General features: G+C 70.9%; 26 protein-coding genes and 2 pseudogenes. 11 read left to right on the forward strand and 17 right to left on the reverse strand.

Annotation, left to right across the window (positions count from 1 at the left end):
- Positions 1–89 precede the first annotated feature (89 nt).
- Positions 90–965 carry a PhzF family phenazine biosynthesis protein gene (locus LK409_RS04565; RefSeq protein WP_003812234.1) on the forward strand — a complete coding sequence of 292 codons (876 nt, stop codon included), beginning with the start codon at positions 90–92 and terminating at the stop codon, positions 963–965.
- Here the strand turns inward: LK409_RS04565 and LK409_RS04570 are convergent.
- The gene (locus LK409_RS04570; RefSeq protein WP_003812232.1) at positions 955–1,311 is read right to left on the reverse strand and encodes a DUF1428 domain-containing protein; all 357 of its coding nucleotides are present in this window, start codon (positions 1,309–1,311) and stop codon (positions 955–957) included. The genes LK409_RS04565 and LK409_RS04570 overlap by 11 nt on opposite strands.
- Positions 1,312–1,441: 130 nt before the next feature.
- On the opposite strand from LK409_RS04570, the pseudogene LK409_RS04575 reads away from it, so the two are divergent.
- Positions 1,442–2,416: pseudogene (locus tag LK409_RS04575) on the forward strand (GlxA family transcriptional regulator).
- 170 nt (positions 2,417–2,586) lie between these two features.
- On the opposite strand, the gene LK409_RS04580 reads toward LK409_RS04575, so the two are convergent.
- Positions 2,587–2,766, reverse strand: coding sequence for a DUF3008 family protein (locus LK409_RS04580; protein WP_003812228.1), 180 nt, complete (start codon positions 2,764–2,766; stop codon positions 2,587–2,589).
- 97 nt (positions 2,767–2,863) lie between these two features.
- On the opposite strand from LK409_RS04580, the gene LK409_RS04585 reads away from it, so the two are divergent.
- Positions 2,864–3,388 (forward strand): DUF302 domain-containing protein, encoded by a 525-nt coding sequence (locus LK409_RS04585; protein ID WP_003812224.1) that lies wholly within the window; start codon positions 2,864–2,866, stop codon positions 3,386–3,388.
- A gap of 10 nt (positions 3,389–3,398) precedes the next feature.
- On the opposite strand, the gene LK409_RS04590 is transcribed toward LK409_RS04585, so the two are convergent.
- Positions 3,399–4,235: an alpha/beta fold hydrolase gene (locus LK409_RS04590; protein WP_010927984.1), complete on the reverse strand. Its 837-nt coding sequence runs from the start codon at positions 4,233–4,235 to the stop codon at positions 3,399–3,401.
- 112 nt (positions 4,236–4,347) lie between these two features.
- Between LK409_RS04590 and LK409_RS04595 the strand changes: the two genes are divergently transcribed.
- A complete protein-coding gene (locus LK409_RS04595) occupies positions 4,348–4,719 on the forward strand; it encodes an ArsR/SmtB family transcription factor (RefSeq protein WP_003812220.1) in 372 nt (123 codons plus the stop codon).
- Positions 4,716–5,267 carry an SRPBCC family protein gene (locus LK409_RS04600; protein WP_010927985.1) on the forward strand — a complete coding sequence of 184 codons (552 nt, stop codon included), beginning with the start codon at positions 4,716–4,718 and terminating at the stop codon, positions 5,265–5,267. The genes LK409_RS04595 and LK409_RS04600 overlap by 4 nt, the downstream gene beginning before the upstream one ends.
- A gap of 15 nt (positions 5,268–5,282) precedes the next feature.
- Here the strand turns inward: LK409_RS04600 and LK409_RS04605 are convergent, their stop codons facing one another.
- From LK409_RS04605 to LK409_RS04615, 3 genes are all read right to left on the reverse strand, one after another.
- Positions 5,283–6,974, reverse strand: a complete 1,692-nt coding sequence (locus LK409_RS04605; RefSeq protein ID WP_010927986.1) for a SulP family inorganic anion transporter — start codon at positions 6,972–6,974, stop codon at positions 5,283–5,285.
- 48 nt (positions 6,975–7,022) lie between these two features.
- A complete protein-coding gene (locus LK409_RS04610) occupies positions 7,023–7,703 on the reverse strand; it encodes a GntR family transcriptional regulator (RefSeq protein ID WP_010927987.1) in 681 nt (226 codons plus the stop codon).
- Between the two features lie 248 nt (positions 7,704–7,951).
- Positions 7,952–8,410 (reverse strand): hypothetical protein, encoded by a 459-nt coding sequence (locus LK409_RS04615; protein ID WP_003812211.1) that lies wholly within the window; start codon positions 8,408–8,410, stop codon positions 7,952–7,954.
- Between the two features lie 169 nt (positions 8,411–8,579).
- Here LK409_RS04615 and LK409_RS04620 point away from each other — a divergent pair, with 169 nt between their 5' ends.
- Positions 8,580–9,509, forward strand: coding sequence for a ZIP family metal transporter (locus LK409_RS04620; RefSeq protein WP_010927988.1), 930 nt, complete (start codon positions 8,580–8,582; stop codon positions 9,507–9,509).
- Between the two features lie 12 nt (positions 9,510–9,521).
- Here the strand turns inward: LK409_RS04620 and LK409_RS04625 are convergent, their stop codons facing one another.
- The 3 genes from LK409_RS04625 to LK409_RS04635 form a co-directional block, all read right to left on the reverse strand.
- Positions 9,522–10,169, reverse strand: a complete 648-nt coding sequence (locus LK409_RS04625) for a hypothetical protein (protein ID WP_010927989.1) — start codon at positions 10,167–10,169, stop codon at positions 9,522–9,524.
- A 73-nt stretch (positions 10,170–10,242) separates the two neighbouring features.
- A complete protein-coding gene (locus LK409_RS04630) occupies positions 10,243–12,054 on the reverse strand; it encodes an ABC transporter ATP-binding protein (protein WP_010927990.1) in 1,812 nt (603 codons plus the stop codon).
- An 83-nt stretch (positions 12,055–12,137) separates the two neighbouring features.
- Complete coding sequence (locus tag LK409_RS04635) at positions 12,138–12,689, reverse strand: GNAT family N-acetyltransferase (protein ID WP_010927991.1); 552 nt, start codon at positions 12,687–12,689, stop codon at positions 12,138–12,140.
- A 54-nt stretch (positions 12,690–12,743) separates the two neighbouring features.
- Between LK409_RS04635 and LK409_RS04640 the strand changes: the two genes are divergently transcribed.
- On the forward strand, positions 12,744–12,938 hold the full coding sequence (locus tag LK409_RS04640; protein ID WP_003812201.1) for a YqaE/Pmp3 family membrane protein: 195 nt from the start codon (positions 12,744–12,746) through the stop codon (positions 12,936–12,938).
- An 18-nt stretch (positions 12,939–12,956) separates the two neighbouring features.
- Here the strand turns inward: LK409_RS04640 and LK409_RS04645 are convergent, their stop codons facing one another.
- Genes LK409_RS04645 through LK409_RS04655 form a run of 3 tightly spaced genes read right to left on the reverse strand, consistent with a single transcriptional unit; the run spans position 12,957 to position 15,210 of the window.
- Entirely contained in the window at positions 12,957–13,304 is a 348-nt protein-coding gene (locus LK409_RS04645; protein ID WP_010926505.1) for a GFA family protein, read from the reverse strand.
- A gap of 28 nt (positions 13,305–13,332) precedes the next feature.
- Positions 13,333–14,772, reverse strand: coding sequence for a DHA2 family efflux MFS transporter permease subunit (locus tag LK409_RS04650; protein WP_010926506.1), 1,440 nt, complete (start codon positions 14,770–14,772; stop codon positions 13,333–13,335).
- Positions 14,773–14,790: 18 nt separating this feature from the next.
- Complete coding sequence (locus LK409_RS04655; RefSeq protein ID WP_010926507.1) at positions 14,791–15,210, reverse strand: VOC family protein; 420 nt, start codon at positions 15,208–15,210, stop codon at positions 14,791–14,793.
- A 150-nt stretch (positions 15,211–15,360) separates the two neighbouring features.
- Here LK409_RS04655 and LK409_RS04660 point away from each other — a divergent pair, with 150 nt between their 5' ends.
- Entirely contained in the window at positions 15,361–15,969 is a 609-nt protein-coding gene (locus LK409_RS04660) for an LON peptidase substrate-binding domain-containing protein (protein WP_003812191.1), read from the forward strand.
- Positions 15,970–15,981: 12 nt separating this feature from the next.
- A complete protein-coding gene (locus LK409_RS04665) occupies positions 15,982–16,800 on the forward strand; it encodes a ParB N-terminal domain-containing protein (RefSeq protein WP_010927992.1) in 819 nt (272 codons plus the stop codon).
- Here LK409_RS04665 and LK409_RS04670 read toward each other — a convergent pair.
- The 5 genes and pseudogenes from LK409_RS04670 to LK409_RS04690 all read right to left on the reverse strand — a co-directional run bounded on the left by LK409_RS04670 (position 16,752) and on the right by LK409_RS04690 (position 22,000).
- On the reverse strand, positions 16,752–17,726 hold the full coding sequence (locus LK409_RS04670; RefSeq protein ID WP_010927993.1) for an AraC family transcriptional regulator: 975 nt from the start codon (positions 17,724–17,726) through the stop codon (positions 16,752–16,754). The genes LK409_RS04665 and LK409_RS04670 overlap by 49 nt on opposite strands.
- 28 nt (positions 17,727–17,754) lie before the next feature.
- A complete protein-coding gene (locus LK409_RS04675; protein ID WP_003812183.1) occupies positions 17,755–18,816 on the reverse strand; it encodes an XdhC family protein in 1,062 nt (353 codons plus the stop codon).
- Positions 18,813–21,026 carry a xanthine dehydrogenase family protein molybdopterin-binding subunit gene (locus LK409_RS04680; RefSeq protein WP_010927994.1) on the reverse strand — a complete coding sequence of 738 codons (2,214 nt, stop codon included), beginning with the start codon at positions 21,024–21,026 and terminating at the stop codon, positions 18,813–18,815. Before LK409_RS04680 ends, LK409_RS04675 begins: the two co-directional genes overlap by 4 nt.
- Positions 21,027–21,039: 13 nt before the next feature.
- A pseudogene (locus tag LK409_RS04685) lies at positions 21,040–21,498 on the reverse strand ((2Fe-2S)-binding protein).
- 157 nt (positions 21,499–21,655) lie between these two features.
- Positions 21,656–22,000, reverse strand: a complete 345-nt coding sequence (locus tag LK409_RS04690) for an I78 family peptidase inhibitor (RefSeq protein ID WP_010927995.1) — start codon at positions 21,998–22,000, stop codon at positions 21,656–21,658.
- A 156-nt stretch (positions 22,001–22,156) separates the two neighbouring features.
- Here LK409_RS04690 and LK409_RS04695 point away from each other — a divergent pair, with 156 nt between their 5' ends.
- Positions 22,157–23,062: a LysR family transcriptional regulator gene (locus LK409_RS04695; RefSeq protein ID WP_010927996.1), complete on the forward strand. Its 906-nt coding sequence runs from the start codon at positions 22,157–22,159 to the stop codon at positions 23,060–23,062.
- Positions 23,063–23,148: 86 nt separating this feature from the next.
- Positions 23,149–24,162, forward strand: a complete 1,014-nt coding sequence (locus tag LK409_RS04700; RefSeq protein WP_033459677.1) for a pyridoxamine 5'-phosphate oxidase family protein — start codon at positions 23,149–23,151, stop codon at positions 24,160–24,162.
- The last annotated feature ends 4 nt before the right edge of the window (positions 24,163–24,166 follow it).

Genomic DNA, 24,166 nt, shown 5'->3' on the forward strand with positions numbered 1-24,166 from the left:
GGATTCGTAATACTGGGGATTATAAGAATTCGATATCCTAAATTGATGCGTGTGGCTATCGTACCTCTCATCGCTTTGTGGAGATAGCCATGCAAACCACGACATCCCTGATTGCCTCGGTGCGGCGCATCGCCGCCTTTTCCGACGGCGCGCGCGGCGGCAACCCGGCCGGCGTCCATGTGGCCGAGGTGCTGCCCGACGCCATGACCATGCAGCAGATGGCCGCCGAGATCGGCTATTCCGAAACCGTGTTCGCCGCGCCGGCCTATGGCGGCTGGCGGGTACGCTATTTCGCGCCGGAAGCGGAAGTGCCATTCTGCGGCCACGCCACGATCGCGCTGGGCGCCGTGCTGGCCGAGCAGGAGGGCGACGGCGTGTTCGCCCTGACGACCAACCATGCCAACATAACGGTCGAAGGGCGCCGCCAGGGCGGCCTCTACAGCGCCGCGCTGCAATCACCGCGCACGCGCAGCGCACCCTTGGAGGCGGCCGTGCGCGACGAGGCGCTGGCCCTGTTCGGCTACACGCCCGCCGACCTCGACAGCCGGCTGCCGCCAGCCTACGCCGAGGCCGGCGCCGCCCACCTGATCCTGCCGCTGAACAGCCGCGAGCGCCTGGCGGCGATGCGCTACGACCTGGCCGCCGGCCGCGCTTTCATGAAGCGCACGGGCGTGGTGACGATCGCCTGGGTCCACGCCGAGTCGGCCACGCTGCTGCACGCGCGCAATGCGTTTGCGGCCGGCGGCGTGTACGAGGATCCGGCAACCGGGGCGGCCGCCGCCGCGCTGGCCGGACATCTGCGCGACAGCGGCTGGCTGCGCGCCGGGGCCATCGAGATCCTGCAGGGCTTCGACATGGGCGTGCCGGCGCGGCTAAGGGCCGAGTACGGCCCCGAGCCGGGCAGTTCGGTGCGGGTGGCCGGCACGGCGCGTGCGCTGGCGCGCCAGCCCGCCCTCATAGATTGACCAGCGTCTTGAACCCGCCGTAGGCCATGCGCTTGAAATCGAACACGCCCTCGACGCACTGTTCCTTCAGGCGCGGGTCGGCCATGACCGCCGCATTGATGCGGTCGCGCTCGGCCCGGTTCGGGTAGACGATCCAGGCGAACACCACGGTTTCGCCCTCGCGCGCCGCGGCCGAGGTCTTGAACGACACCATGCCTTCGATGTCCAGGTCGTCGCCCGTGCATTCGCAATAGGCCAGCGCGCCATGCTCTTTCCAGATCGCGCCGGCCTTGGTGGCCATCTGCCGGTAGGTGTCCAGCTTGTCGTTGGGCACCGACAGCAGGAAACCGTCTACGTACTGATCCATGGCATTGCTCCTGGGTGGCAGGGGCCCCGCGGCCCCCTGGTTGGAATTGGCACTGTAGCGGGAAAGCAGGGGGTTGCCGACGGGGGATTGCGACATTGTTGCGGGTGGATCGCGACAGGCTGGCCGCAGTATGCTGGGCGCTATGAAACGTCTCGCCCTGCTGGTGCCCGAACGGGCCAACATCGCATCGCTCGAGAACGCCCGCCAGGGCTTCCTGGCGGCCAACGGCTTCTTGCGCGAGCGCGGCTGCGCGCCGCGCTTCGACGTGCGCCTGGTGGCGGCCACGCCGTAGGTGCGGCTGGATCACGGCCGCATCACCGTGCAGGCCGACACCGTGCTGGAGGCGGTGGGCGAGGTCGACCTGTGCGTCGTGCCGCCCATCCAGGGCGATCCGCAGCCGGCGCTGCAGGAAAACGGCGCATTGATCGACTGGCTGGCCGGCTACTACAAGAACGGCGGCGAGGTCGCCAGCCTGTGCGTGGGCGCCGCGCTGCTGGCCGCCGGCGGCGTGCTCGACGGACAGCGCGCGGTGGTGCACTGGGCGGCGCAGAGCGACTTCGGCCGCCTGTTTCCGGCGGTGCGCTGGGTCAGCGACCGGGTCGTGCTGGAGGCCAACGGCATCTACACCAGCGGCGGCGCGTTCTCGGCCGCGCACCTGGTGCTGCACCTGGTCGACAAGTACACCGATCGCGAGACGGCGATCTGGTGCGCCAAGCTGTTCCAGCTGGACTGGAGCCGCCAGAGCCAATTGCCGTTCGTGGTGTTCGTGGGGCAGAAAACGCATGGCGATGGGGTGGTGCGGCAAGTGCAGGAGCACATCGAGGCCAACTACACCGAGCGCCTGACCGTCGAGCAGCTGGCGCAGCGCGTGGCGCTGGGGCGGCGCACGCTGGAGCGGCGCTTTCGCCATGCCACCGGCAACAGCATCGTCGAGTACATGCAGCGCATCCGCATCGAGGCGGCCAAGAAGCAGCTCGAAAGCTCGCGCAAATCGGTCGCCGAAGTGATGTACGAGGTTGGCTACAACGACACCAAGGCCTTTCGCGACATCTTCAACAAGTACTGCGGCATGTCGCCGCTGATGTACAAGGAAAGATACCTATGACACAGGAGCCTGTCCCGGCGGGGACAGGCTCCTGCTGAATCCTATGCCGGGGTGGCTGTCCCGGCGGGGACAGGCTCCTGCTGAATCCTATGCCGGGGTGCCTGTCCCCGTCGGGACAGGCACCCTTGCCGCAGGTTTCGCTGCCCATGCGGGGACGGCCTCCCGGAGGGTCACTTATGGTACGGCTTGCCCTTGCGGGCGGTGCCGGCCATGTGTTCGAGCTCGCGCTCGCTCATCGAGTCGTACATGTCGCGCGAGGCGCCCTTGAGGTCGCTCACCCTGGATTCGCCGCGCTTGGCCGCGAGCGCCGCGCCGGCGGCCATTTGCTGGGCTTTGGATTTGGCTGGCATGATGTACCTCCTTCCAGAAATGTCGATACGGGAACGGTGATTTCAGCGTAGCAACTCCGAGCAAGGGGAGCTGCTACGAGGGGTAGCAGCGTGCAAGATGCAATGTCCCGCGTTTCCGGGTCGTTTCCTCAGGAGTTCCCGCATGCAGATTTCCCGCCATTTTCCGCGCCTGGCCCGCCGCGCCGCTCTGGCGCTATGCCTGGCCGGCGCCGCCCAGGTCCATGCCCAGGAGGCCGCCGTGCAACGCAAGAGCGACTATCCCTTTGCCGCCACCGTGGCGCGCCTGCAGGATGCCTTGCGCGCCAAGGGAATGACGATCTTCGCGGTCATCGACCACCAGGCCGCCGCGAAGCAGGCGGGGCTGGACATGCCGCCGACCCAGGTGGTGGTGTACGGCAATCCCAAGGCCGGCACGCCGCTCATGCTGGCCGCGCCCGATTTCGCGCTGGAGCTGCCCTTGAAAGTGCTGGTGCGCGAGACCGCGTCGGGCGAGGTGCTGGTGGTCTACCATCCGGCCGGCACGCGCGAGGGCATGCTGGGCCTGCCCGCCGGGATGGCGCAGCAACTGGCCGGCGCCGAGCGCATCGTCGACGCCGCGGTGCGGCGCGCGCCGGCCGACTGAGCCGGGCGCGTTACGCCGGGCGCGGCAGCGCGCCCACGAATCCGGCCAGCGCGCGCGTCACCAGCTCGGGCTGGTCCTTGTGCGGCGAGTGGCCGCAGTCCTGGATTTCCAGCAGGCGGGTCTGCGGCGCCAGGCGGCGGATGCCGCGGATCTGCTCCAGCGTGCCGTATTCGTCGTCCACGCCCTGCATGGCCAGCATCGGGCAGGTGATGGCCGGCAGGTAGGCCTCGATGTTCCATTGCCGGAAGGCCGGGTCCAGCCAGGTGTCGGTCCACGATGCGAAGGTCGAATCGACATCGTCGTGGTAGCGGGCCAGGCGGTCGCGCAGCGTGGTTTCGCGGTAGGCGCGCAGCGCCACCGCGATGTTGGCGACGGTAATGTCCTCGACGTAGATATGCGGCGCGGCTACCGCGATTCCGGCCACGGCGTCCGGGCACAAGGCGGCATAGAGCAGCGCGATGCTGGCGCCGTCGCTGTGGCCGAACAGGACCGGCTTGTCGCGCCGCGCATCGATGCCCAGCGCCGCGAACAGCGCGGGCAGGGCTTGCGCGGCCTGCTGGTGCAGGTAGTCGATGGGCCGGCTCTCATCCAGCGGACGGACGGTCGAGCGGCCGTAGCCGTAGCGCGAATAGACCAGCCCGCGGCATCCGGCCGCATCGCAGACGCGCCGCGGCCAGTCGCGCCACATGGCCAGCGACCCCAGCCCTTCGTGCAGGAATACCAGCAGGGGCGCATCGCGCCGCTCAGGCGCGAGCAGCGCATACTCGATGCGCATGGGACGGTCGGCGTAATGCACGTCGGCGTATTGCGCGGGCACGGCGGCGGAAGAGCGGGCGGGCGGCGTCATGGCAGGGTTTTCCGGTGCTGAGGCTTGCGCTCCATTGTGCCAGTGCCGCCGCGGTTACAAAAAACATAACCATTTGGTTGAATAAGACGGCGGTCTTCTCTAATGTAACCAAATGGTTGAATATCAAGCTCCCGCCCTGGACCGCGTCTTTCACGCCCTGTCCGACCCCACGCGCCGCGCGATGCTGCGCCGCCTGGCCGACGGGGAACACAATATCCGCGCGCTGGCCGCGCCGTTCGCCATGTCGTTCACGGCTGCCTCCAAGCACCTGAAGGTGCTGGAAAGCGCCGGGCTGGTCAGCCGCCGCGTGCAGGGGCGCTCGCACCTGTGCCGCATCGATGCCGCGCCGCTGGCCGCCATCGACGAGTGGCTGAAGTTCTACGAGCGCTTCTGGCATACCAGGCTGGACATGCTGGAGACCTTGCTGCGCGCCGACGCGGCATCGTCCGTTCCCTCCCACCCCGACCAGGACCCGACTCCATGACCTCCCCATCTTCTGCTTTCCCCGATGGCCACGGCGCGCGCCTGGACGCGCAAAGCATCCGCTTCGAGCGGCTGCTGCCCGGGCCCATCGAACGCGTCTGGGCCTGGCTGGCCGACGCCGACAAGCGCGCGCGCTGGCTGGCCGGCGGCGAATTGCCGCGGCAGCCCGGGCAGACCTTCGAGCTGCATTTCAATCACGCCGCGCTGACGGCCGAGACCGCGCCGGCGCGCTACGCGCAATACGACCGGCCCATCGTCGCGCGCCACACGCTGCTGCGTTGCGAGCCGCCGCGCGTGCTGGCGCTGACGTGGGGCGGCGGCGCCGGCGAGGCGCCGTCCGAGGTGTTGTTCGAGCTGAGCGAGGCCGGCGAGCAGGTGCGCCTGGTGCTGACCCACACCCGGCTGGCCGACCGCGCCGCGATGCTGGATGTGGCGGGCGGCTGGCATGCGCACCTGGCGGTGCTGGCCGGCAAGCTGGCCGGACAGGCGCCGCCGCCGTTCTGGACCACGCTGGCGCAGGCCGAGCAGGACTACGAGCAGCGCCTGTAGCGGCCGGCGCGCCGTTCAGGCCGTGGCCGGGGCGGCTGGCGCGCGGCAGGACAGCACCGCGTCCTCGAAGCGGTCGAATACATTGTCGGCGCCGGCCAGGCCCACCAGGCCGGCCCGATGCAGCTTGGCCTTGACCCGCGGGTTGGCGCCGCTGAGGATGACCCGCACGCCGCGGCGCTGCAGGTCGGTGATCACCTCTTCGAGCGCCTGCAGGCCGGTGATGTCGATGAACGGCACCCAGCGCAGGCGGATGATGAGCGTGCGCGGATCGGTGTGCGTGGCCGCCAGGGCGCGCTCGAAGTTCTCGGCGGCGCCGAAGAACAGCGGCCCTTCGACCGCGTAGACCAGCACGTCGTCCGGCAGCGGCCCGTAGCCGCGGTGGCCCAGCTCGTCGCCCAGCTCGGCCGGGCTCTGCGCCTGCACTTGCACGCTGGACGCCATGCGCCGCAGGAAGTGCAGGATGGCGATCACCACGCCGATGTTGACCGCCACCACCAGGTCGGCGAACACGGTCAGCACGAAGGTGACCAGCAGGATGGCGACGTCGGCGCGCGGCGCGCGCTTGATCATCCTGACGAAGTGAGGCGCGTCGCTCATGTTCCAGGCCACCACGAACAGGATGGCGGCCAGCGCGGCCAGCGGCACGTTTTCGGCCAGCGGCGCCAGCAGCAGCACCATCAGCAGCAGGGTGATGCAATGCACGACCCCGGCCAGCGGGCTGGTGCCGCCGTTGCGGATGCTGGTGGCCGTGCGCGCGATGGCGCCGGTGGCGGCAAAACCGCCGAACAGCGGCGCGACGATATTGGCCAGGCCCTGGCCGACCAGTTCCTGGTTGGAATCGTGGCGGGTGCCGGCCATGCCGTCGGCCACCACGGCCGACAGCAGGGATTCGATGGCGCCCAGCATGGCAATGGCGAAAGCCGGGCCGATCAATTCGATGACGCGCGACACGGTGATCTCGGGCCACTGCCAGCTGGGCAGGCCCTGCGGAATGCCGCCGAAAGCGCTGCCTATGGTGGCCACGCCGTCCAGGCCCAGTACGGCCTGCAGCGTGGTGGCCACCACGAGCGCCACCAGCGGACCGGGCACGCGGCGCAGGTAGGGCAAGCGATTGTTCAGCAGCAGCAGCGCCAGCGACAGCGCGGCCAGCGCGGTGGTGGCCAGGTGCAGCTGCGGCAGGCTGTGCACGAGCTGCCACAGTTTTTCATGGAAGTGCGTGCCGGCCGGGGAGGGCAGGCCGAAGAAGTCCTTCCACTGGCCTACCCAGATGATGACGCCGATCCCGGCGGTGAAGCCCACGATGACCGGCGCGGGGATGTACTTGATGATGGCCCCCAGCCGGGCCGCGCCCAGCGCCAGCAGGATGCAGCCGGCCATCAGGGTGGCCAGCTGCAGGCCCGCCACGCCATGCTGGGCGGTGATGCCGGCCAGGATGACGATGAAGGCGCCGGTGGGGCCGGCAATCTGTACGCGGCTGCCGCCGCACAGCGAGACCAGCAGGCCCGCCACGATGGCGGTATACAGGCCTTGTTCGGGCTTGGCGCCGCTGGCGATGGCAAAGGCCATGGCCAGCGGCAGCGCCACGACCCCCACGATCAGGCCGGAGACAATATTGGGCAGCCAATGGGCGCGTCGCAGCAGGCCGGCGCGCTTGGCTTCGAGCAGGGCGATCACACGAAGGTCCAGGCAGGCAACAGAATGCGGCATAGTAGCCTTTCGCGCGCGCTTGGGCCATGATCCGGCGCAAATGGCCGCTCAACTGAGCAGGGCGGCCACCAGATCGCGGTTGGGCGCGGGCGCGCCGTCGAAGTCCAGCGCGGTCTGCAGATGCAGCAGGTGTTCGTCCATCAGGGCGCAGGCGCGCTCGGCGTCGCCGTCGCGCGCGGCCGCCAGGAAGGCGTAGTGTTCCTGCGACGAGCAACTGGCGTCGTGGGCGCTCTGGTACATCACCGTGATGACGGCGGTGCGCGCCAGCAGTTCGTGCAGCATGGCGGTGAGCACCGAGTTGCCGACGATCTCGGCCAGCTGCAGGTGAAAGCCGGCCAGCAGCTGATTGCGCCGCTGCACGTCGCCCTCGTGGATGGCTTCGCGTTCCTGGTGCAGATGTTGTTCGAGCCGTTCGTAGTCCTGCGGTGCGGCGCAGGCGACGAACTCGCGCGCCAGCGCGGCCTCCAGGATGCGCCGCACGGCATAGACCTCGCGCGCTTCGTGGGCGTCCGGCTTGCTGACGAAGGCGCCCTTGTCGGGCACGATCTGGATCAGCTTGTCCTTGGACAGCATCAGCAAGGCCGCCCGGATCTTGGTGCGGCTGACCTTGTACACGCTGGCCAGCGCTTCCTCGCGCAGGCGCGTGCCCGGCGGCAGGCGGTGCGACACGATGGCCGTGGCGATCGCCTGGGAGATGCCCTCGGCGCTGAGGTCGGTGGAGCTGCGCATCGTCGTTGCTCCTCACATGCGCGGCGCGCGAGGCGTTTGCGCATCAGGAATGGGCCTGGACACCCGGGGCCCGGGGGCTCGCGCTCGGCGAGCGGCCCGCGCCGCCAGGAAAGCCGCCATCGCCCGGCCCCCCGCCCGGCATGGGCCGGGCGGGGGGCCGAAGGACGAAGGATGTTGCTATTAAACGTGATAGCCCAAAATTTGTGTACAAATTTGATCGTGCGCCGGCCCGGAGTGTGGCGCGCCCGCTAATTCCACAGGTAGCCGTGGCTGGCATCGAAAGCGGCGTAGCCGTCGGCGCAGCGGTACAGCCGGTAGCGGCCGGCCGCACCGTCCTGGTGCAAGGAAGCCGGCCAGCCCGGCAAGGCCAGGGCCGGCGGCGGCAGCCGGCCGCTGGCCGGCGCGCAGCCGGGCGGCTCGATGCGGGCGCCGTCGGGCAGCACGAAGCGGGCCGCGCGGCGGTTGGTGTCGAGGTCGTGCGCCTCGGCGATGGCGCCGGTGCGCGCGGGCAGCCATGCCGGCAGCCAGCCGCGCTGTATCGCGCCGGCCGCGCGCGCCTCGTCGAGGTCGCGGTATTGCGTTTGCACGGCATCGGAGCAGGCGGCAAGCAGCAGGGGCAGGATCAGGGGCAGGGCGTACGCCCGGGCAGGCAGCGAGGTCGGCATGGCAGGCAGCGGGGAAGTGGCGTGACGGGCACGAGTGTGCAACAGGCCCGCACCGCCATCCAGCGGCCATTCTCAATGGTTGTCGGTGGAAATATCCCTGCCTGCGCGGCGCGCCGATACCGCGGCTCAATCGGCGCGATTGAAAAGCATGCCTTGGGACCGGCCGCGGGGGTCTGGCAATATACCCATACCTTCGTCACGGGCCATCGCCATGAATCAACCCTCGTCGCTTGCCGCCGACCTGCGCGGCGCCTGGCACGCGCAGGCGCAGTCGCATCCCCTGATCACCCTCGGATTGGCCGCCTCGGCCGCCGGCGTGGTCTTGCTGCTGGTGGCGGGCATCGTCAACGCGCTGACCGGCGAGAACCGCGTCCACGTGGGCTACGCGGTGCTGGGCGGCACGGCGGGCTTCGCCGCCACGGCGCTGGGCGCGCTGATGGCCCTGGGGCTGCGCGCGATCTCGGCCCGCACGCAGGACGCGATGCTGGGTTTTGCCGCCGGCATGATGCTGGCGGCCAGCGCGTTCTCGCTGATCCTGCCCGGCCTGGACGCGGCCGGGACCATCGTGGGCCCGGGGCCGGCCGCCGCGGCGGTAGTGGCGCTGGGCCTGGGGCTGGGCGTGCTGCTGATGCTGGGCCTGGACTACTTCACGCCGCACGAGCACGAACGCACCGGCCACCAGGGGCCCGAGGCGGCGCGCGTCAATCGCGTCTGGCTGTTCGTGCTGACCATCATCCTGCACAACCTGCCCGAGGGCATGGCCATCGGCGTCAGCTTCGCCACCGGCGATCTGCGCATCGGCCTGCCGCTGACCTCCGCCATTGCCATCCAGGACGTCCCCGAAGGGCTGGCGGTCGCGCTGGCGCTGCGCGCGGTCGGCCTGCCCATCGGGCGCGCCGTGCTGGTGGCGGTGGCGTCGGGGCTGATGGAGCCGCTGGGCGCGCTGGTGGGCGTGGGCATTTCCAGCGGCTTTGCGCTGGCGTATCCGATCAGCATGGGCCTGGCCGCCGGGGCGATGATCTTCGTGGTCTCGCACGAAGTGATTCCCGAGACGCATCGCAACGGGCATGAGACCACCGCCACGGTGGGCCTGATGGCCGGTTTCGCGCTGATGATGTTCCTGGATACCGCGCTGGGCTGAAGCCGCGGGGCGTCAGCCGCGCCCGGCCAGGCAGGCCGACAGGGCGCGCTGGTACGAATCGACCGAGACGCCGGTGGTCCAGGCCGAGGGCGTGGCCGGATCGTAGCCGCTCTGATTCATGGCTTCGCGCCGGCAGGCCGCCTCGCCGGCCGGCTGGCGGGTGGCGGTGCGTGCGATGCCGGCGCCTTGCGGGGCCACCGGGTAGCCGGCCACCGTGCCATCATCGAAGGCGGGCTGGCCATGGCCGGCCGGCGCGTAACCGGCGTCTTCGTAGGCCGTGGGCGGGTCGTAGCTGGGCGGGTCGTACACCGTGCTGTCGTAGGGGCTGGCCGCGTAACCGCCAGGGGTGGTGTAGGTGATGCCGCCGGCGCTGTACTGCGCGGCTGGCGCGTAGCTGGGCTGCGAACTGACGGCCAGGTAGGTGCCGGCCGCCACCAGCGCCAGCGCGCCGGCGATCCACCAGCCATCGGATGAACTGCCGTGCGAGTGGCCGTAGCCGCCGTAGTACCCATGGTGGCCGTGGTGGCCGCCGCCGGCCACCGCCTGGCCGCAGGCCGCCGCCATCATCAGCGCGACGCCGGCCAACTGTAAACGTCTGGACTTCATGTCTTGCTCCCGAACCGCCCGGTGGGCGCGCAACGGCGCGCGCAGGAACGGCATTGATACTGTAACGGCTGGCGCGCGGGCGGTGCGCACGAAAGTGGTGTCCAGACGTTAGGCCGGTTTCAGCCGGTCACAGCAGCGATACGCCGGCTTCGGGGCCGCCGCCGGCGGTATCGGGCTCGGACTGCGGTTCGGGGGCGCGCACGGCCGGCCGTTCGCCGATCTGCTGGCGCCACATGGCGTAATACAGGCCCTTGCCGGCCAGCAGTTCGGCGTGGCTGCCTTGCTCCACCACGCGGCCTTTCTCCAGCACGAAGATGGTGTCGGCGTGCATGATGGTGGACAGCCGGTGGGCGATCAGGATGGTGATCTGGCCGGCGCGCCGGGACACGTCGCGTATCGTCTGGGTGATCTGCTCTTCGGTCAGCGAGTCCAGCGCCGAGGTGGCTTCGTCGAAGATCAGCAGCCGGGGCTGGCGCACCAGCGCGCGGGCGATGGACAGGCGCTGCCGTTCCCCGCCCGACAGTTTGACGCCGCCTTCGCCGATGGTCGTGTCCAGTCCGGCGGGCGAGCGCGCCTGCACGTTGGCGCAGGACGCCTGGCGCATGGCGGCGACGATTTCCTCGTCGGTGACATCGGGCTTGACCAGCTGCATGTTCTCGCGCAGCGTGCCGGAGAAAAGATGGGTTTCCTGCGTGACGAAGCCGATCTGGCGCCGGGTCGGATTGAAGCGCAGGTCGCGCGTCGAGACGTCGTTGTAATAGACCTCGCCGTGGTCGGGCGCATACAGGCCCACCAGCAGCTTGACCAGGGTGGATTTGCCCGAGCCCGACGGCCCCACGAAGGCCACGGTGTCGCCCAGGCGCGCCTCGAACGACACGCCGTCCAGCGCGTTCTCGGTGGCGCCCTGGTGGCGGAACCGCACCTCGCCGAAGCGCACGCGCTGGATCGGTCCGCTGTCCTGCGCCGATTCGGGATTGCGTTCGACCGGCCGGGCCATCAGGGCGGCGTAGTGGTTCAGCGAGGCGTCGGCCTCGCGGTACGCGAGGATGAGGTTGCCCAGTTCCTGCAAGGGCGCGAAGATCGCGACCGAGATGAACTGCATGGCGATCAGTTCCCCGGTGCTCAGTACGTCGCGCAAGATCAGCCACAGGAGGGCGAACAGCACCGACAGCTTGAGCACGCTGAGTATCATGCCCTGCAGGAACGACAGCAGGCGGATGCGTTTGACCTTCTGCATTTCGAGCGCGAAGATCTGCTGGGTCTGCGCCTGCAGGCGGCGGATCTCGGGGTAGGTCAGGCCCAGGCTCTTGATCAGTTCGATGTTGCGCAGCGACTCGGTGATGAAGCCCGAGTTGCGGTTGGTTTCGCGCATGATGGAGCGTTGCTGGCTGCGGATCTGGCGGCTGAGCAGCCCGGTCAGCCCGCCCAGCAGCAGCACGCCGACGAAGAACACCGGTACCAGCAGCCAGTGGCGCGTGACCGAGTACCAGCACAGGAAGGCCACGCCGACGCCGGCGGCGAACGCCGTGTTGATGAAGGCATTGATGAAGCGTTCGCTGTCGCTGCGCACTTTCTGCAGCAGCGACAGCGTTTCGCCGCTGCGCAGCTCCTCGAATTCCTGGAAGCGCAGCCGCATGACCTGGCGCAGGCCATCATTGAAGATCTGCGTGCCCAGTTTCTGCACCACCAGGCGCGTGACGTATTCCTGCAATGCCTTGGCCAGCCGCGACAGTATCGCCACGGCCAGCGCCAGCAGGCCCAGCACGCCGGCGAGCAACTGGTCGCCGGTCTTGCCGGCGCGGCCGATGGCGTATTCGTCGATGATGCGGCCGAAGATGATGGGGTCGATCAGCGCCAGCACCTGGCTGGCGGCGGCCAGCAGCAAGGCCAGCAGCGCCAGGCCGCCATGGGGCCGCAGGTAGGTCCAGAGCATGCGCATTGTCGGGGTCTCGCGGGCGAAAGCGGGCCCCCAGTATCCCGGCAAGCGGGGCGCGGCGCAACGGCGGGCGCGCGGCGGTGCGGCTAGCGGCGCGCCGCCGCGATCTCGCGCCGCATGGCGCAGCGGCGCGCCGCCGGCAGGCCCAGGCTGGCCTCGCGCGCCAGGATGGCCTGCAGGCGCACGTTGAGGCCGTCCGCTTGCAGCGTGGCGAAACCCAGGCGCGCGTAGAAGGGCTGGTTCCAGGGCAGGTCGCGGAAGGTGGTCAGCGTGATGGCGGGCAGGCCGGCCGCCGACGCGGCGTCGATGGCGGCCCGCACCAGCCGCCCGCCGATGCCGCGGCCCTGCATTTCGCGCCGCACCGCCAACTCCCAGACATGCAGCGCATCGGCGGTGCGCTCCGCGACCAGGAAGCCCGCCAATCCGGCGCCGGGGCATTCGGCCACCCAGCTGGTGCCGGCCGCGATCCAGGCCCGGTGGTCCTGCTCGCTCATGACTTCGTCGGCGGCGATCCAGGCCAGCCCCGGGGCGTCCAGGAAGCGCTGCCCGGCGCTGCGTTCGATGGCCGGCAGCAGGGCGGCGTCGGGCGCCTGGGCGCGGCGCACGGCGACGGAGGGCGTGGCGGGGGCGGATGGCATGGGGCGCAGTGTAAACCCGGCTATCATGGCGGTTTTCCAGATCCGGATTGCGCCATGCGCCTGTTGCTTGCCATCTTCCTGCCGTTCACGGTGTTCTTCACCATCGGCCGCCCCATCGCCGGCATCATCTGCCTGCTGCTGCAAATCACCCTGATCGGCTGGATTCCGGCCGCGCTGTGGGCGGTCTACGCATTGAGCCAGTTCCATACCGACCGCAAGATCCGCGACGCCGTGGGCGGCCGCGGCTAGCGCCGCCAGGCGCCGGCGCTATGCCGCGCGGCCGTCGTACTGATGCACGGCGACCGCGTCCAGGTCCACGTCGTCCAGGCAGCGGATATTGATCGCCGCCATCGCCCGGCCTTGCTGGTCGACGCCTTCGCCATGGGTGTGGATGCCGCACGTGGGACAGAAGCGGTGCTTGATCAGGTGGCGGTTGAAGGTATAGGTGGCGATCTGTTCGTCGGGCGTGGCCAGCCGCAGGTGGTCGCGCGGCACGAACCACAGCAGCGCGCCCTTGCGCCGGCATATCGAGCAATTGCAGGACATGGCGCCTGTCAGTTCGCCTTCCACGTCGAATCGGATGGTGCCGCAATGGCAACTGCCGTGATAGTGCATGGTGCGGGGCTCCTGTGCGGGTAAGGGATCAATGCGCGTCGGCGGCCGGGGCGCTCGCGCCGGGCTGCGGGCGGCGCAGCAGCACGCCGGCCAGCAGCGCGGCCAGGGCGGCGAACACGGCGCCCACCGCGAAGGCAGCGTGATAGCCGCCGTTGAGCGCCGTCAGCACGTCGGCGCCGCCGGCGCGCAGGCTGGCGCTGCGGCCCGCCGCCAGGCTGGCCAGCACCGCCAGGCCCAGGGCGCCGCCCATCATGAACGAAGTGTTGACCACGCCGGATGCCAGGCCCGCTTCGCTGGGGTCCACATCGCTCATGGCGGCCAGCAGCACGGGGTTGAACGCGATGCCCGCGCCCAGGCCCAGCAGCAGCATGCCCGGCAGCACGTCGACGGCGAACGAGCCTGCGACCGGCGCGCGCGCGAACAGCGCCAGCCCCAGCGCCGCCACCAGCAGGCCGCACACCAGCGGCGCGCGGATGCCGAAGCGCATCACCAGCCTGGCCGACAGCCCCAGCGAGAACGCCGCCATGATGATATTGGCCGGCAGGAAGCCCAGCCCCACCTGCATGGCCGTGTAGCCCAGCACCAGCTGCATGTAGAGCGCCGAGATGAAGAACCAGGCGAACATGGCCGCGGCCCACAGCACGCCGACGATGTTGGCGGTGGCGACGTTGCGCAGCGCGAACAGCGACAGCGGCATCAACGGCGCCGGCACGCGCGCCTCGATGCGCAGGAACAGCGCCAGCAGCGCGACCGCCAGCGCCAGCAGCCCGAGCGATTGGGGCGAGGTCCAGCCGGCCTCGTTGCCATTGACCACCGCGTAGACGGCCAGCATCAGCGAGGCGGTGATGGCTGCCGCGCCGGCCAGGTCCAGCCGTGGATGGCCCGTCGGGCCCTGGCTGGCCGGCAGCAGCGGCAGGCACAGCGCGTAGACCAGCGCCCCGATGGGCAGGTTGACCAGGAAGATCCAGTGCCAGCTCAGCGAGCTGGTCAGCAGGCCGCCCAGCAACACGCCGATGCTGCCGCCGCCGGCGCAGACGAAACCGTAGACGCCCATGGCGCGGGCGCGCTCGGCCGGCTCGGTGAACAGCGTCATGATCAGCGACAAGGCCACGGCCGAGACGACCGCGCCGCCCAGGCCCTGCACCGCGCGCGCGGCCACCAGCATGGCCTGCCCCTGGGCCATCCCGCAGGCCAGCGAGGCCAACGTGAACAGCGTCAGGCCGGCGAGGAACATGCGGCGCTGGCCCAGCAGGTCGCCCAGCCGTCCGCCCAGCAGCAGGAAGCCGCCGAAGGTCAGCATATAGGCGTTGACCACCCACACCAGCGACGCTTCGGTAAAGCCCAGGTCGGCCTTGATGGACGGCAGGGCGACGTTGACGATGGTCGTGTCCAGCACGATCATCAGCACGCCCAGGCACAGCACCATGAGGGCCAGCCAGCGCTTGCGTTCGTCGAGAGTGTGGGGCATGGATGCGATTCCTGGAGGTCAGCTGTTCATCTGGCCGCCGCTGATCATCCACGCCGTGCCGTGGCGGTCGACCAGCACGCCGAAGATTTCGGCCCAGAAGGTTTTCTGCAGCGGCATGGTGACCTGGCCGCCCTCGGCCAGCGCGTTGAAGATGCGCTGCGCGTCGGAGACGGTCGGGTAGACGAGCGACAGCGAAAAGCCTTTCTTGCCTTCGTACGGGCATTGGCTGTTGCTGTCGGAGGCCATCAGCAGCTGGTCATCGAGGCGCAGGCGCGCGTGCATGATCAGATCGCGGTCCTGCGGCTCGCAGGGCATCTCGGGCGGGCTTTCGCCGTAGGTGATCAAGGCGTCCAGCTTGCCGCCCAGGATGCGCTCGTACAGGCGCATGGCCTCGGCGCAATCGCCGTCGAACATGAGATACGCGGAAATTTGCGGCATGGTGTCATCCTCCGGAAGGTGGCCACGCCTCGTGGGGTGGGCCTTTTGAAGTGCTAATTTAATACAGGTTAGTCCTAAATTGCTAGTAATTTCAGGACGGAACGCGGCGCCGCGGCGCACGTGGCGGGGCGATCGTGTCATCATAGGCCCATGGCCGAGATTCCATTATTTCCATTGAGCAACGCCTTGTTTCCTGCGGGCGTGCTGCGCCTGCGGGTGTTCGAGATCCGTTATCTCGACATGGTCAGGCGCTGCATCGCCGACGGCTCCGAGTTCGGCGTCGTGGTGCTGGAGCAGGGCACCGAAGTGCGCCGCCCCGATGGCCGCGAGGTGCTGGCGCGCGCCGGCACCATGGCGCGCATCGACCATTGGGAAGCGCCCATGCCGGCGCTGCTGGAACTGGCCTGCACCGGTACCGGGCGATTCCGGCTGCACGCTTGTACCCAGGGCAAGTACGGCCTGTGGACCGGCCAGGCCGAGCCGGTGCCCGACGATGCGCCGCTGGAAGTGCCGCCGGAACTGGCGCGCAGCGCCTCGGCGCTGGGGCGCCTGATCGCCCGCCTGCAGCGCGAGGGCGTGCCGCCTCACATCATGCCCATGGCCGCGCCGTTCCGGCTCGACGACTGCGGCTGGGTGGCCGACCGCTGGGCCGAGATGCTGTCGCTGCCGCCGGCCGACAAGGCGCGTCTGCTATTGTTGCCGCCGCTGGACAGGCTGCGCGAGATCGACGCGGTGCTGGCCGCCGACGGGCACGCCTGAGCCAGGCCCAACATGACGGGAACCATGACCATCCGGATCGACGAAGAACTGCGGGCCTACATCGACCCGCTGACGCCTGACGAATACGCGGCGCTGGAGCAAAGCCTGCTGGCCGAGGGCTGCCGCGACGCGCTGGTGCTGTGGGGCGACCTGCTGGTCGACGGCCACAACCGCCACGCCATTTGCAGCAAGCACGGTATCGCTTTCAATACGGTGCAGAACACGCGCCTGCAGTCCATGGACGATGTACGGCTATGGATGATAGACAACCACCTGGGGCGGCGCAGTGTGTCGGACTTCCAGCGCGGGGTGCTGGCCCTGCGCAAGAAGGAGATCCTGGAAAGCCGGCGCCAGGCCGGCGCAGGGGACGCCGCGCTGGCCGGCGGCGACGGGCCTGCGCCGCTGACGCGCCAGACGCTGGCGCGCCAGGCGCGCCTGAGCAGCACGACCCTGGGCCAGATCGAGAAAATCCGCCAGCAGGCCGCGCCCGAACTGGTGCGCGCGGTGCAAAGCGGTGAGATTTCCATCAATGCCGCCGCGGCGGTGGCGACCTTGCCGGCGCCGCAGCAGGCGGCCGCGGCCGCGGGCGGGCGCGGCGAGCTGCGCGCCGCCGCGCGCCAGGTGCGCGAGGCGCGCCTGCCGGTACGCCGGGCGTCCGAAGCCGAACCGGCGCCCGCGGCCGAGCCGCGCGTGGTGGACGACTATCCCGCCGAGGTGGCGCGGCTGGACCGCCTGGTGGCGCAACTGGCCGAAGAGCGCGACGCCCTGAAGAAGAAAGTGGTTCAGCTGACCGTGGCGCTGGCCGAGGCGCGCGCCAAGCCGGGCGACTGAGCGTCGGCCGGGGCCGTGCCGCGCAAGCGCGCCGCGTCGCGCAGCGGCGGCGCGCCGTACAGGCGGCTGTATTCGCGGCTGAATTGCGACGCGCTTTCGTAGCCGACCCGGTGGGCGGCCGCGCCGGCGTCCAGGGTTTCGGCCACCATCAGCCGGCGCGCCTCGTGCAGGCGCAGCTGCTTCTGGTATTGCAGCGGGCTGAGCGCGGTGACGGCCTTGAAATGGTGATGCAGCGACGACACGCTCATGTTGACGGTCGTGGCCAGGTGTTCCACGCGCAGCGGCTGCGCGTAGTGCCGGCGCAGCCAGTCGATGGCGCGCGCGATCTGCAGCGCCGTGCCCTCGGCGCGCGCGATGTGGCGCAGCCGCCCGCCCATCGGACCGGACAGCAGGCGGTAGTGGATTTCGCGCTCGATCAACGGGGCCAGCACCGGGATGTCGGCCGGCGTGTCGAGCAGGCGCGCCAGGCGCAGCACGGCGCCGAGCAAGGGCTCGGTCAGGCGCGCGAGCGTCAGGCCGCGGCGCAGCGGCTGGCCGGCCGGCGGGGCGCCCAGCTCGCTGATCAGGCCGGCGATGCGGTGCGGATCCAGGTCGAGCGCAAAGCACAGGTAGGGCGTGCCCGGGGTGGCCAGCGTGACGCGCGAGGCCACCGGCAGGTCGAACGAGGTCAGCAGGTAGTGCGAGGTGTCGTATTCGTAGACGTCGTCGCCCAGCTGCACGCGCTTGGCGCCCTGCGCCAGCAGCGCCAGCGACGGCCGGTAGAAGCTGACGTTCAGTTCGGTCGGGCTGGACGAACGGTAGAAGTTCAGGCCCGGCAGGGCGGTCGCGGTGCTGCCGTCGGCCGGCGTATGCCGTTCGATCAGGCTGGCCAGTTCGTCGTGGCGCGGCGGCGGGCTGGCGGATGGGGAGTCGGGCAGGGCGCTCATCGGTGGGGGGCGGGCTGGACTGGCATGCCTATAGCGTAGCGCACAGGCCCGCCTGGATCACGCCGGCGCCGCCGGGCTGGCGGGCCTTGCCGGCGGCCACGCTGGCGGCGGGCGGCAGCGGCGCGCCGTTCTTGCCGGCGACGATCTCGGCCATGATGGACAGGGCGATCTCCGGCGGCGTGCGGCTGCCGATGTAGATGCCGGCCGGGCCGCGCAGGCGCGCCAGTTGCGCCGGCGTCAGCCCGAAATGTTCGCGCAGGCGCGCCACGCGCCGCGCATGGTTGGCGCGCGAGCCCAGCGCGCCGACGTAGAAGGCCGGCGTCTGCAGGGCGTCGATCAGCGCCAGGTCGTCCAGCTTGGGGTCATGGGTCAGCGCGATGACGGCGGTGCGCGCGTCGGGCCGCGCGGCGATCACCATGTCGTCGGGCATCGCCGTGGTCAGCGCCACGCCCTCGACCTGCCATCCGGCGCGGTACTCCTGGCGCGGATCGCTGACCGTGACGTCGAAGTCCAGCGCGATCGCCATTTCGCACAGGTAGCGCGACAGCTGGCCGGCGCCGACGACCAGCAGCCGGTGGCGCGGCCCGAGCACGCTGGCAAAGCCCGCGCCGTCCAGGCGCGGCTCGGCGTCGGCGGCGGCAGGCTCCAGCGTGACCGCGCCGTCGGCCAGGCGCACGCTGCGCCGCACGGTCTGGTGCGCGCGCAGTCGGGCCAGCAGGTCCGCGAGCCGGCTGTGCGCGCCCAGCGGCTCGAGCACCAGCTGCAGCGTGCCCCCGCAGGGCAGCCCGAAGCGGCGCGCCTGCTCGCCGTCCACGCCGTAGGTGGCCAGCGCCGGGCGGGCGCCGGGGCACAGCGCGGCGATGCCGCGCTGGCGGATCTGGTCGATCAGGTCGTCCTCGATGCAGCCGCCCGACACCGAGCCGGCCACCGCGCCATCGGCGCGGATGGCCATCATGGCACCGGGCGGGCGCGGCGATGAGCCCCAGGTGCGCGCCACGGTCAGCAGCACGGCGGCCTGGCCGGCGTCCAGCCAGGACTGGGCAGTCTGCAGCACGTACAGGTCGGCGGCTTGCATGGCGATGCTCCTCATGCCTTGACGGTGGTGCCCAGCGGCAGCGTGCGCAGGCGCTGGCCGGTGGCCTGGGCGATGGCGTTGGCCAGGGCCGGCGCCAGCGGCGGCACGCCCGGCTCGCCCACGCCGGTGGGCGGCTGCGTGGACGGCGCGATATGCACTTCGACGGCCGGCATTTCGGCCAGGCGCAGCACCGGGTAGTCGTGGAAGTTGCTCTGCTCGACCGCGCCGTCCTTCAGCGTGATGGCGCCGTGCAGGGCGGTGGACAGGGCAAAGCCGATGCCGCCTTCCATCTGCGCGCGCACCACGTCCGGATTGACGGCCAGGCCGCAATGCACGGCGCATACGACCCGGTCCACCTTGAGCGCGCCGTCGGCGGCAATGGTCACTTCGACCACCTGCGCCACCACCGAGCGGAACGATTCATGCACCGCCACGCCGCGGCCGCGGCGCGTGCCTGGCGCGCCGGCCGCCAGCGGTTCGCGCCAGCCGGCGCGGGCGGCCGCCAGTTGCAGCACTTCGCGGTGGCGCGGGTGCGCGGCCAGCAGGGCCAGGCGATAGGCCACCGGGTCCTGGCCGGCCGCCACGGCGGCCTCGTCGATCAGGGTTTCGGCGGAGAACGCCGTATGCGTGTGCCCCACCGAGCGGTACCACAGGACCGGCACGGGCACATCGGTGGGCGTATGCAGCTCCACCTGCAGGTTGGGCACCGCGTAGGCGAGGTCGGACAGGCCCTCGACCGAGACCGGGTCGACGCCGTCGCGCACCCAGTCCGCCAGCGGCGTGCCCAGCAGGATCGATTGGCCGGCCATGCGCACGTGCACCGCCTGCAGCGCGCCGTCGGCGCCGAGCGCCAGCCGCGCGCGGTGCAGGTTGAGCGGCCGGTAGTAGCCGGCGCGCATGTCGTCCTCGCGCATCCACACCAGCTTGACCGGCGCGTTCAGGCCCTGGGCGCGCGCGGTGCGCGCGATGGCGACCGCCTCCAGCAGGTAGTCGGCATGCGAGCTGGCGCGGCGGCCGAAGCTGCCGCCGGCGTACAGCTGGGTCAAGGTGATGCGCTCGGCCGGCATGCCGAGATACTGCGCGATGGCGCGCTGGTCGGCCGTCTGGAACTGCTCGCCGTTCCAGATCTCGCAGCGTTCGTCGTCCAGCCGCACCAGGCAGTTCAGCGGCTCCATGGCCGCATGCGCAAGATACGGATACGTGTATTCGGCCTCGATGACCTTGGCCGCGCCCGCGAAGGCGGCGTCGATGTCGCCCTTGCGCGCCGCCATGCTGCCGGGCCGGCCGACGGCCTCGCGGTACCGGGCCAGGATGTCGGCGCTGCCCTGGCGGTAGGCCAGGCCCTCGTCCCACTCGATCCGCAGCGCATCGCGCCCGGCCCGCGCGGCCCAGGTATTGGTGGCCAGCACGGCCACGCCGGCGTGGCGCAGCGCAGCGCCGCCGAAGCGGACCACGGCGCGCACGCCGGGCACCGCCCGGGCGGCGGCGTCATCGACGCGCGCCACCGCCGCGCCCAGGCGCGGCGCATGCGCCACCACCGCCACCAGCATGCCGGGCAGCTTCATGTCCTGCGTGTAGAGGGCGCTGCCGTCGCTCTTGGCGGCGCTGTCGACGCGCGGCAGGCGATGTTTGCCGATCAGCCGGAAGCGGGCCGGGTCCTTGAGCGGCACGTCCTCGGGCACGGGCGAGCGCGCGGCGGCCTCGGCCAGCTCGCCGAAGCCGGCGCGGCGTCCCGAGGCCGGGTGGCTGAGCACGCCCTCGGCCACCTCGATCGTGTCGGCCGGCACTTGCCAGCGCTGCGCGGCGGCTTGCACCAGCATGGCGCGCGCGGTGGCGCCGGCGCGCCGCATGGGTTCCCACGAGTCGAACATGGCGGTGCTGCCGCCGGTGCCCTGCAGGCCGCCCAGCGCCTGGTTGCCGTAGCGCGCGCTGTCGGCCGGGGCGCCCTCGACGCGCACCTGGCGCCAATCGGCGTCGAGCTCCTCGGCCAGCAGCGTGGCCAGGCCGGTATAGGCCCCCTGGCCCTTCTCCAGGTGCTTGGCCAGGACGGTGATCCGGCCGTCGGCGCCGATGCGCACGAAGGCGTTGGCGGCGAAACCGTCGCCCGCCTGCGGGCCGGCGGCCATGGCGCGGCGGGCCAGCGGCGGCAGCGACAGGCCCAGCAGCAGGCCGCCGGCGCCTTGCACGAAACGGCGCCGGCTCAGGTTCTGGATGGCGATGCGCATGATGCTTGCTCCCTCAGGCCAGGGCCGCGGCGGCGGCGTGGATGGCGGCGCGGATGCGCACGTACGTGGCGCAACGGCAGATATTGCCGTTCATGGCGTCGTCGATGTCGCGGTCGGTGGGGGCGGGATTGGCGCGCAGCAGGGCGGCGGCGGACATGATCTGGCCCGACTGGCAGTAGCCGCACTGGGCCACATCCAGTTCGCGCCAGGCCTGCTGCACGGCCTGGCCGGCGCGGTCGGCGGCCACGCCTTCGATGGTGACGATGCGGCGGCCGGCGACCGCCTACACGGGCGTGATACAGGCGCGGATGGGCTGGCCGTCGGCGTGCACGGTGCAGGCGCCGCATAGCGCCATGCCGCAACCGTACTTGGTGCCGGTCAGGTCGGCCACATCGCGCAGGGCCCACAGCAGCGGCATTTCGCCGGGGGCGTCCAGTACGGTGTCCTTGCCATTGATATTGAGCGTCGGCATTGGGGGTTTCCTTCCGATGAGCGGGGGCGCGCCCTGGCGGCGCGCACGACCCGCAAAGAATAGGAAACCGAGGCCCGTGGCGGCAATGCCGATTGCTGCAGGATTCTTGCTTGATCCTGCGAGAGTGCGGCCCCGGCGGCGCCGGGGCCAGCGGGCATCAGCCGCAGCGCAGGGCGCTGATGCTGCCGTTGCCCTCCAGGATGATGTTCAGGCGGTGCGCGTTGTATTCCATGGTCATGACCTGGCCGGGCTTGAGCAGGCGCATCGACCCCGAGTTCGAGCGCCGCAGCGCGTCGTTGCCGACCGAGTCCGAATATTTCTGCCCCACCAGGTTCTGCACCGGCTGGGCGTCGCAGTCCGGGCCGCTGGGCGTCGTTGCCGACCCGGGCGCGGCGCTGGAGGAAGTCTGGCTGGAGGCCGGCGGGCTCGAGTCCGTCCGGGTGCCGGAGGCGCAGGCGGTCAGGTCGGCCAGCAGTGCAATGGGGATCAACTTCCAGATCATGGGCAACTCCTTAAAACTGGGAACAGACGGAATGTCCATGATAGTTGAGGCCGGGCACGGTTGGGGCGCGCGCCGCGCGCGGGCGCCGGGCCGGCTGGACGGCGCGGCGCCGACGCGGGATGATGCGCGCTTTGGGGCGCAGCCGGAGAAGGCGCAGTGGACAAATTCCAGGAGGTAAGCCTGTTCCTGGCCGTGGCCGAGGCGCGCAGCTTCGCCGCCGCGGGCCGGCGGCTGGGCCTGTCGGCCTCGACCGTGACGCGCGCGGTGGCGGCGCTGGAGGCGCGCCTGGGCATCCTGCTGCTGGTGCGCACCACGCGCCACGTACGCCTGACCGACGCCGGCGAACAGTTCGCGCACGATTGCCGCGCGGTGCTGGACAGCCTGGCGCAGGCCGAGGAGGCGGCCGCCGGCGGGCGGGTCCAGCCGCGCGGCGAACTGTCGGTGACGGCGCCGGCGCTGTTCGGCGAACTGCACGTGATGCCGGCCATCGTCGATTACCTGCGCCAGCACCGGCGGGTGCGGCTGCGCGCCTTGCTGGTCGATCGCGTGGTGCGGTTGCTCGACGAAGGCGTGGATGTGGCGGTGCGCATCGGCCGCCTGCCCGACTCCAGCCTGACCGCCATCCATGTGGGCGACGTGCGCCGCATCGTGTGCGCGGCGCCGGATTTCCTGGCGCGCGCCGGCGTGCCGTCGCATCCGGGCATGCTGCCGCGCTATTGCACGGTCAGCGTGGTGATGGAAGGGCAAATGGACCGCTGGCGCTTTGTCTGCGACGGCCATGCCCGCGACCTGGACGTGCAGGCGCAACTTACCGTGACGTCGTCGCAGGCCGCGGTGCGCGCCGCTGTGCAGGGCTGGGGCCTGGCGCAGGTGGTGTCCTACCAGGCCGCCGGTGCGCTGCGCGAGGGCGCGCTGCAGGTGGTTCTGCGCGAATTCGAGCCGCCGCCCCTGCCGGTGCATGTGGTGTATCCGGAAGGGCGCAAGGGCGCCGCCAAGGTGCGCAGCTTCGTGGAATTCTGCGTGGAGCGCCTGCGCGCCGAACTGGCCGAGCTGCCGGCCTGACGGCGCTGCCGTACCAGCGGGCACGGCATTGCGGCGGCTGCAACACTGTTTTGCGCCGGCGCCGCGCGGGCCGCGCGGCGGGCATCATGGCGGTTGTTCGATACGACATTCCCGGTGCCTTGATGAGCGATTCGCTGGTTTTCCATACCGATCTCCCTGGCCTGGCCGACGGCCCCTGGCATGGCGGCGAGCTGGCCATGCAGGAGCGCGCCGGCGCGCGCGAACGCATGGCGCAATTGGGGCCGCGCGTCATCCGCGACTACATGCCGCAGCAGCATCGCGATTTCTTTGCCCAGCTGCCGTTCATGCTGCTGGCCACGGTCGATGCGCAAGGCGACCCCTGGGCCAGCGTGCTGGAGGGGCCGCCGGGTTTCGCGCACAGCCCCGACGAGCGCACCTTGCGCCTGGATGCCTGGCCCGCCGGCGACGACCCCGCGCGCGCCGGCCTGGCGCATGGCGCCGGCGTGGGCATGTTGGGCATCGAGCTGTCCACGCGGCGGCGCAATCGCGTCAACGGCCATGTCGCCGCGCTGGACGGACAGGGGTTCTGCGTGGTGGTGACGCAGTCGTTCGGCAACTGCCCGCAATACATACAGACCCGCCATGCGCGTCAGGCCGCGCCCGCGCCGCAGCCGGCGCGCTGGCTGGCGGGCCTGGACGCGGCCGCGCGCACGCTGGTCGGGCAGGCTGATACGCTGTTCGTGGCCAGCTACGCGCGCCAGGCCGGCCCGCACGCGGTGGACGTGTCGCATCGGGGCGGGCCGCCCGGCTTCGTGCACCTGCGCGGCGATACGCTGACGATGCCGGATTTCTCCGGCAATCGCTTCTTCAATACCCTGGGCAATCTGCTGGCCAATCCGCGCGCCGGCCTGGTGTTCGTGGATTTCGCGCGCGGCGACTTGCTGCAGCTGTGCGGGCGCGCCGAAGTGCTGGCCGAGGCCGGGGCGCCCGCGGCGTATCCGGGCGCCCAGCGCCTGTGGCGCGTCCACGTGGAGCGGGCGGTGCGCCGGCCCGCGGCGCTGGGGCTGCGGGCCGGGTTCGGCGAGTATGCCGCGCAGCTGGCGGCCGTGGGGCAATGGGCCGGCGAGCCGCCGGCCTGAGGCA

The organism is Bordetella parapertussis, assembly GCF_020735925.1.
Classification (GTDB): domain Bacteria; phylum Pseudomonadota; class Gammaproteobacteria; order Burkholderiales; family Burkholderiaceae_B; genus Bordetella; species Bordetella pertussis.

Bases quoted from the DNA above. Each gene is read 5' to 3' on its own strand.
- LK409_RS04625 (WP_010927989.1), bottom strand. From the start codon at position 10,169: ATGCCGTTCCTGCGCGCGCCGTTGCGCGCCCACCGGGCGGTTCGGGAG.
- LK409_RS04630 (WP_010927990.1), bottom strand. From the start codon at position 12,054: ATGCGCATGCTCTGGACCTACCTGCGGCCCCATGGCGGCCTGGCGCTG.
- LK409_RS04570 (WP_003812232.1), bottom strand. From the start codon at position 1,311: ATGGATCAGTACGTAGACGGTTTCCTGCTGTCGGTGCCCAACGACAAG.
- LK409_RS04600 (WP_010927985.1), top strand. From the start codon at position 4,716: ATGACCTCCCCATCTTCTGCTTTCCCCGATGGCCACGGCGCGCGCCTG.
- LK409_RS04700 (WP_033459677.1), top strand. From the start codon at position 23,149: ATGGCGGTTGTTCGATACGACATTCCCGGTGCCTTGATGAGCGATTCG.
- LK409_RS04690 (WP_010927995.1), bottom strand. From the start codon at position 22,000: ATGATCTGGAAGTTGATCCCCATTGCACTGCTGGCCGACCTGACCGCC.
- LK409_RS04650 (WP_010926506.1), bottom strand. From the start codon at position 14,772: ATGCCCCACACTCTCGACGAACGCAAGCGCTGGCTGGCCCTCATGGTG.
- LK409_RS04580 (WP_003812228.1), bottom strand. From the start codon at position 2,766: ATGCCAGCCAAATCCAAAGCCCAGCAAATGGCCGCCGGCGCGGCGCTC.
- LK409_RS04635 (WP_010927991.1), bottom strand. From the start codon at position 12,689: ATGCCATCCGCCCCCGCCACGCCCTCCGTCGCCGTGCGCCGCGCCCAG.
- LK409_RS04665 (WP_010927992.1), top strand. From the start codon at position 15,982: ATGACGGGAACCATGACCATCCGGATCGACGAAGAACTGCGGGCCTAC.
- LK409_RS04645 (WP_010926505.1), bottom strand. From the start codon at position 13,304: ATGCACTATCACGGCAGTTGCCATTGCGGCACCATCCGATTCGACGTG.
- LK409_RS04565 (WP_003812234.1), top strand. From the start codon at position 90: ATGCAAACCACGACATCCCTGATTGCCTCGGTGCGGCGCATCGCCGCC.
- LK409_RS04595 (WP_003812220.1), top strand. From the start codon at position 4,348: ATGGTTGAATATCAAGCTCCCGCCCTGGACCGCGTCTTTCACGCCCTG.
- LK409_RS04675 (WP_003812183.1), bottom strand. From the start codon at position 18,816: ATGAGGAGCATCGCCATGCAAGCCGCCGACCTGTACGTGCTGCAGACT.
- LK409_RS04660 (WP_003812191.1), top strand. From the start codon at position 15,361: ATGGCCGAGATTCCATTATTTCCATTGAGCAACGCCTTGTTTCCTGCG.
- LK409_RS04680 (WP_010927994.1), bottom strand. From the start codon at position 21,026: ATGCGCATCGCCATCCAGAACCTGAGCCGGCGCCGTTTCGTGCAAGGC.
- LK409_RS04620 (WP_010927988.1), top strand. From the start codon at position 8,580: ATGAATCAACCCTCGTCGCTTGCCGCCGACCTGCGCGGCGCCTGGCAC.
- LK409_RS04640 (WP_003812201.1), top strand. From the start codon at position 12,744: ATGCGCCTGTTGCTTGCCATCTTCCTGCCGTTCACGGTGTTCTTCACC.
- LK409_RS04585 (WP_003812224.1), top strand. From the start codon at position 2,864: ATGCAATGTCCCGCGTTTCCGGGTCGTTTCCTCAGGAGTTCCCGCATG.
- LK409_RS04590 (WP_010927984.1), bottom strand. From the start codon at position 4,235: ATGACGCCGCCCGCCCGCTCTTCCGCCGCCGTGCCCGCGCAATACGCC.
- LK409_RS04605 (WP_010927986.1), bottom strand. From the start codon at position 6,974: ATGCCGCATTCTGTTGCCTGCCTGGACCTTCGTGTGATCGCCCTGCTC.
- LK409_RS04655 (WP_010926507.1), bottom strand. From the start codon at position 15,210: ATGCCGCAAATTTCCGCGTATCTCATGTTCGACGGCGATTGCGCCGAG.
- LK409_RS04610 (WP_010927987.1), bottom strand. From the start codon at position 7,703: ATGCGCAGCTCCACCGACCTCAGCGCCGAGGGCATCTCCCAGGCGATC.
- LK409_RS04670 (WP_010927993.1), bottom strand. From the start codon at position 17,726: ATGAGCGCCCTGCCCGACTCCCCATCCGCCAGCCCGCCGCCGCGCCAC.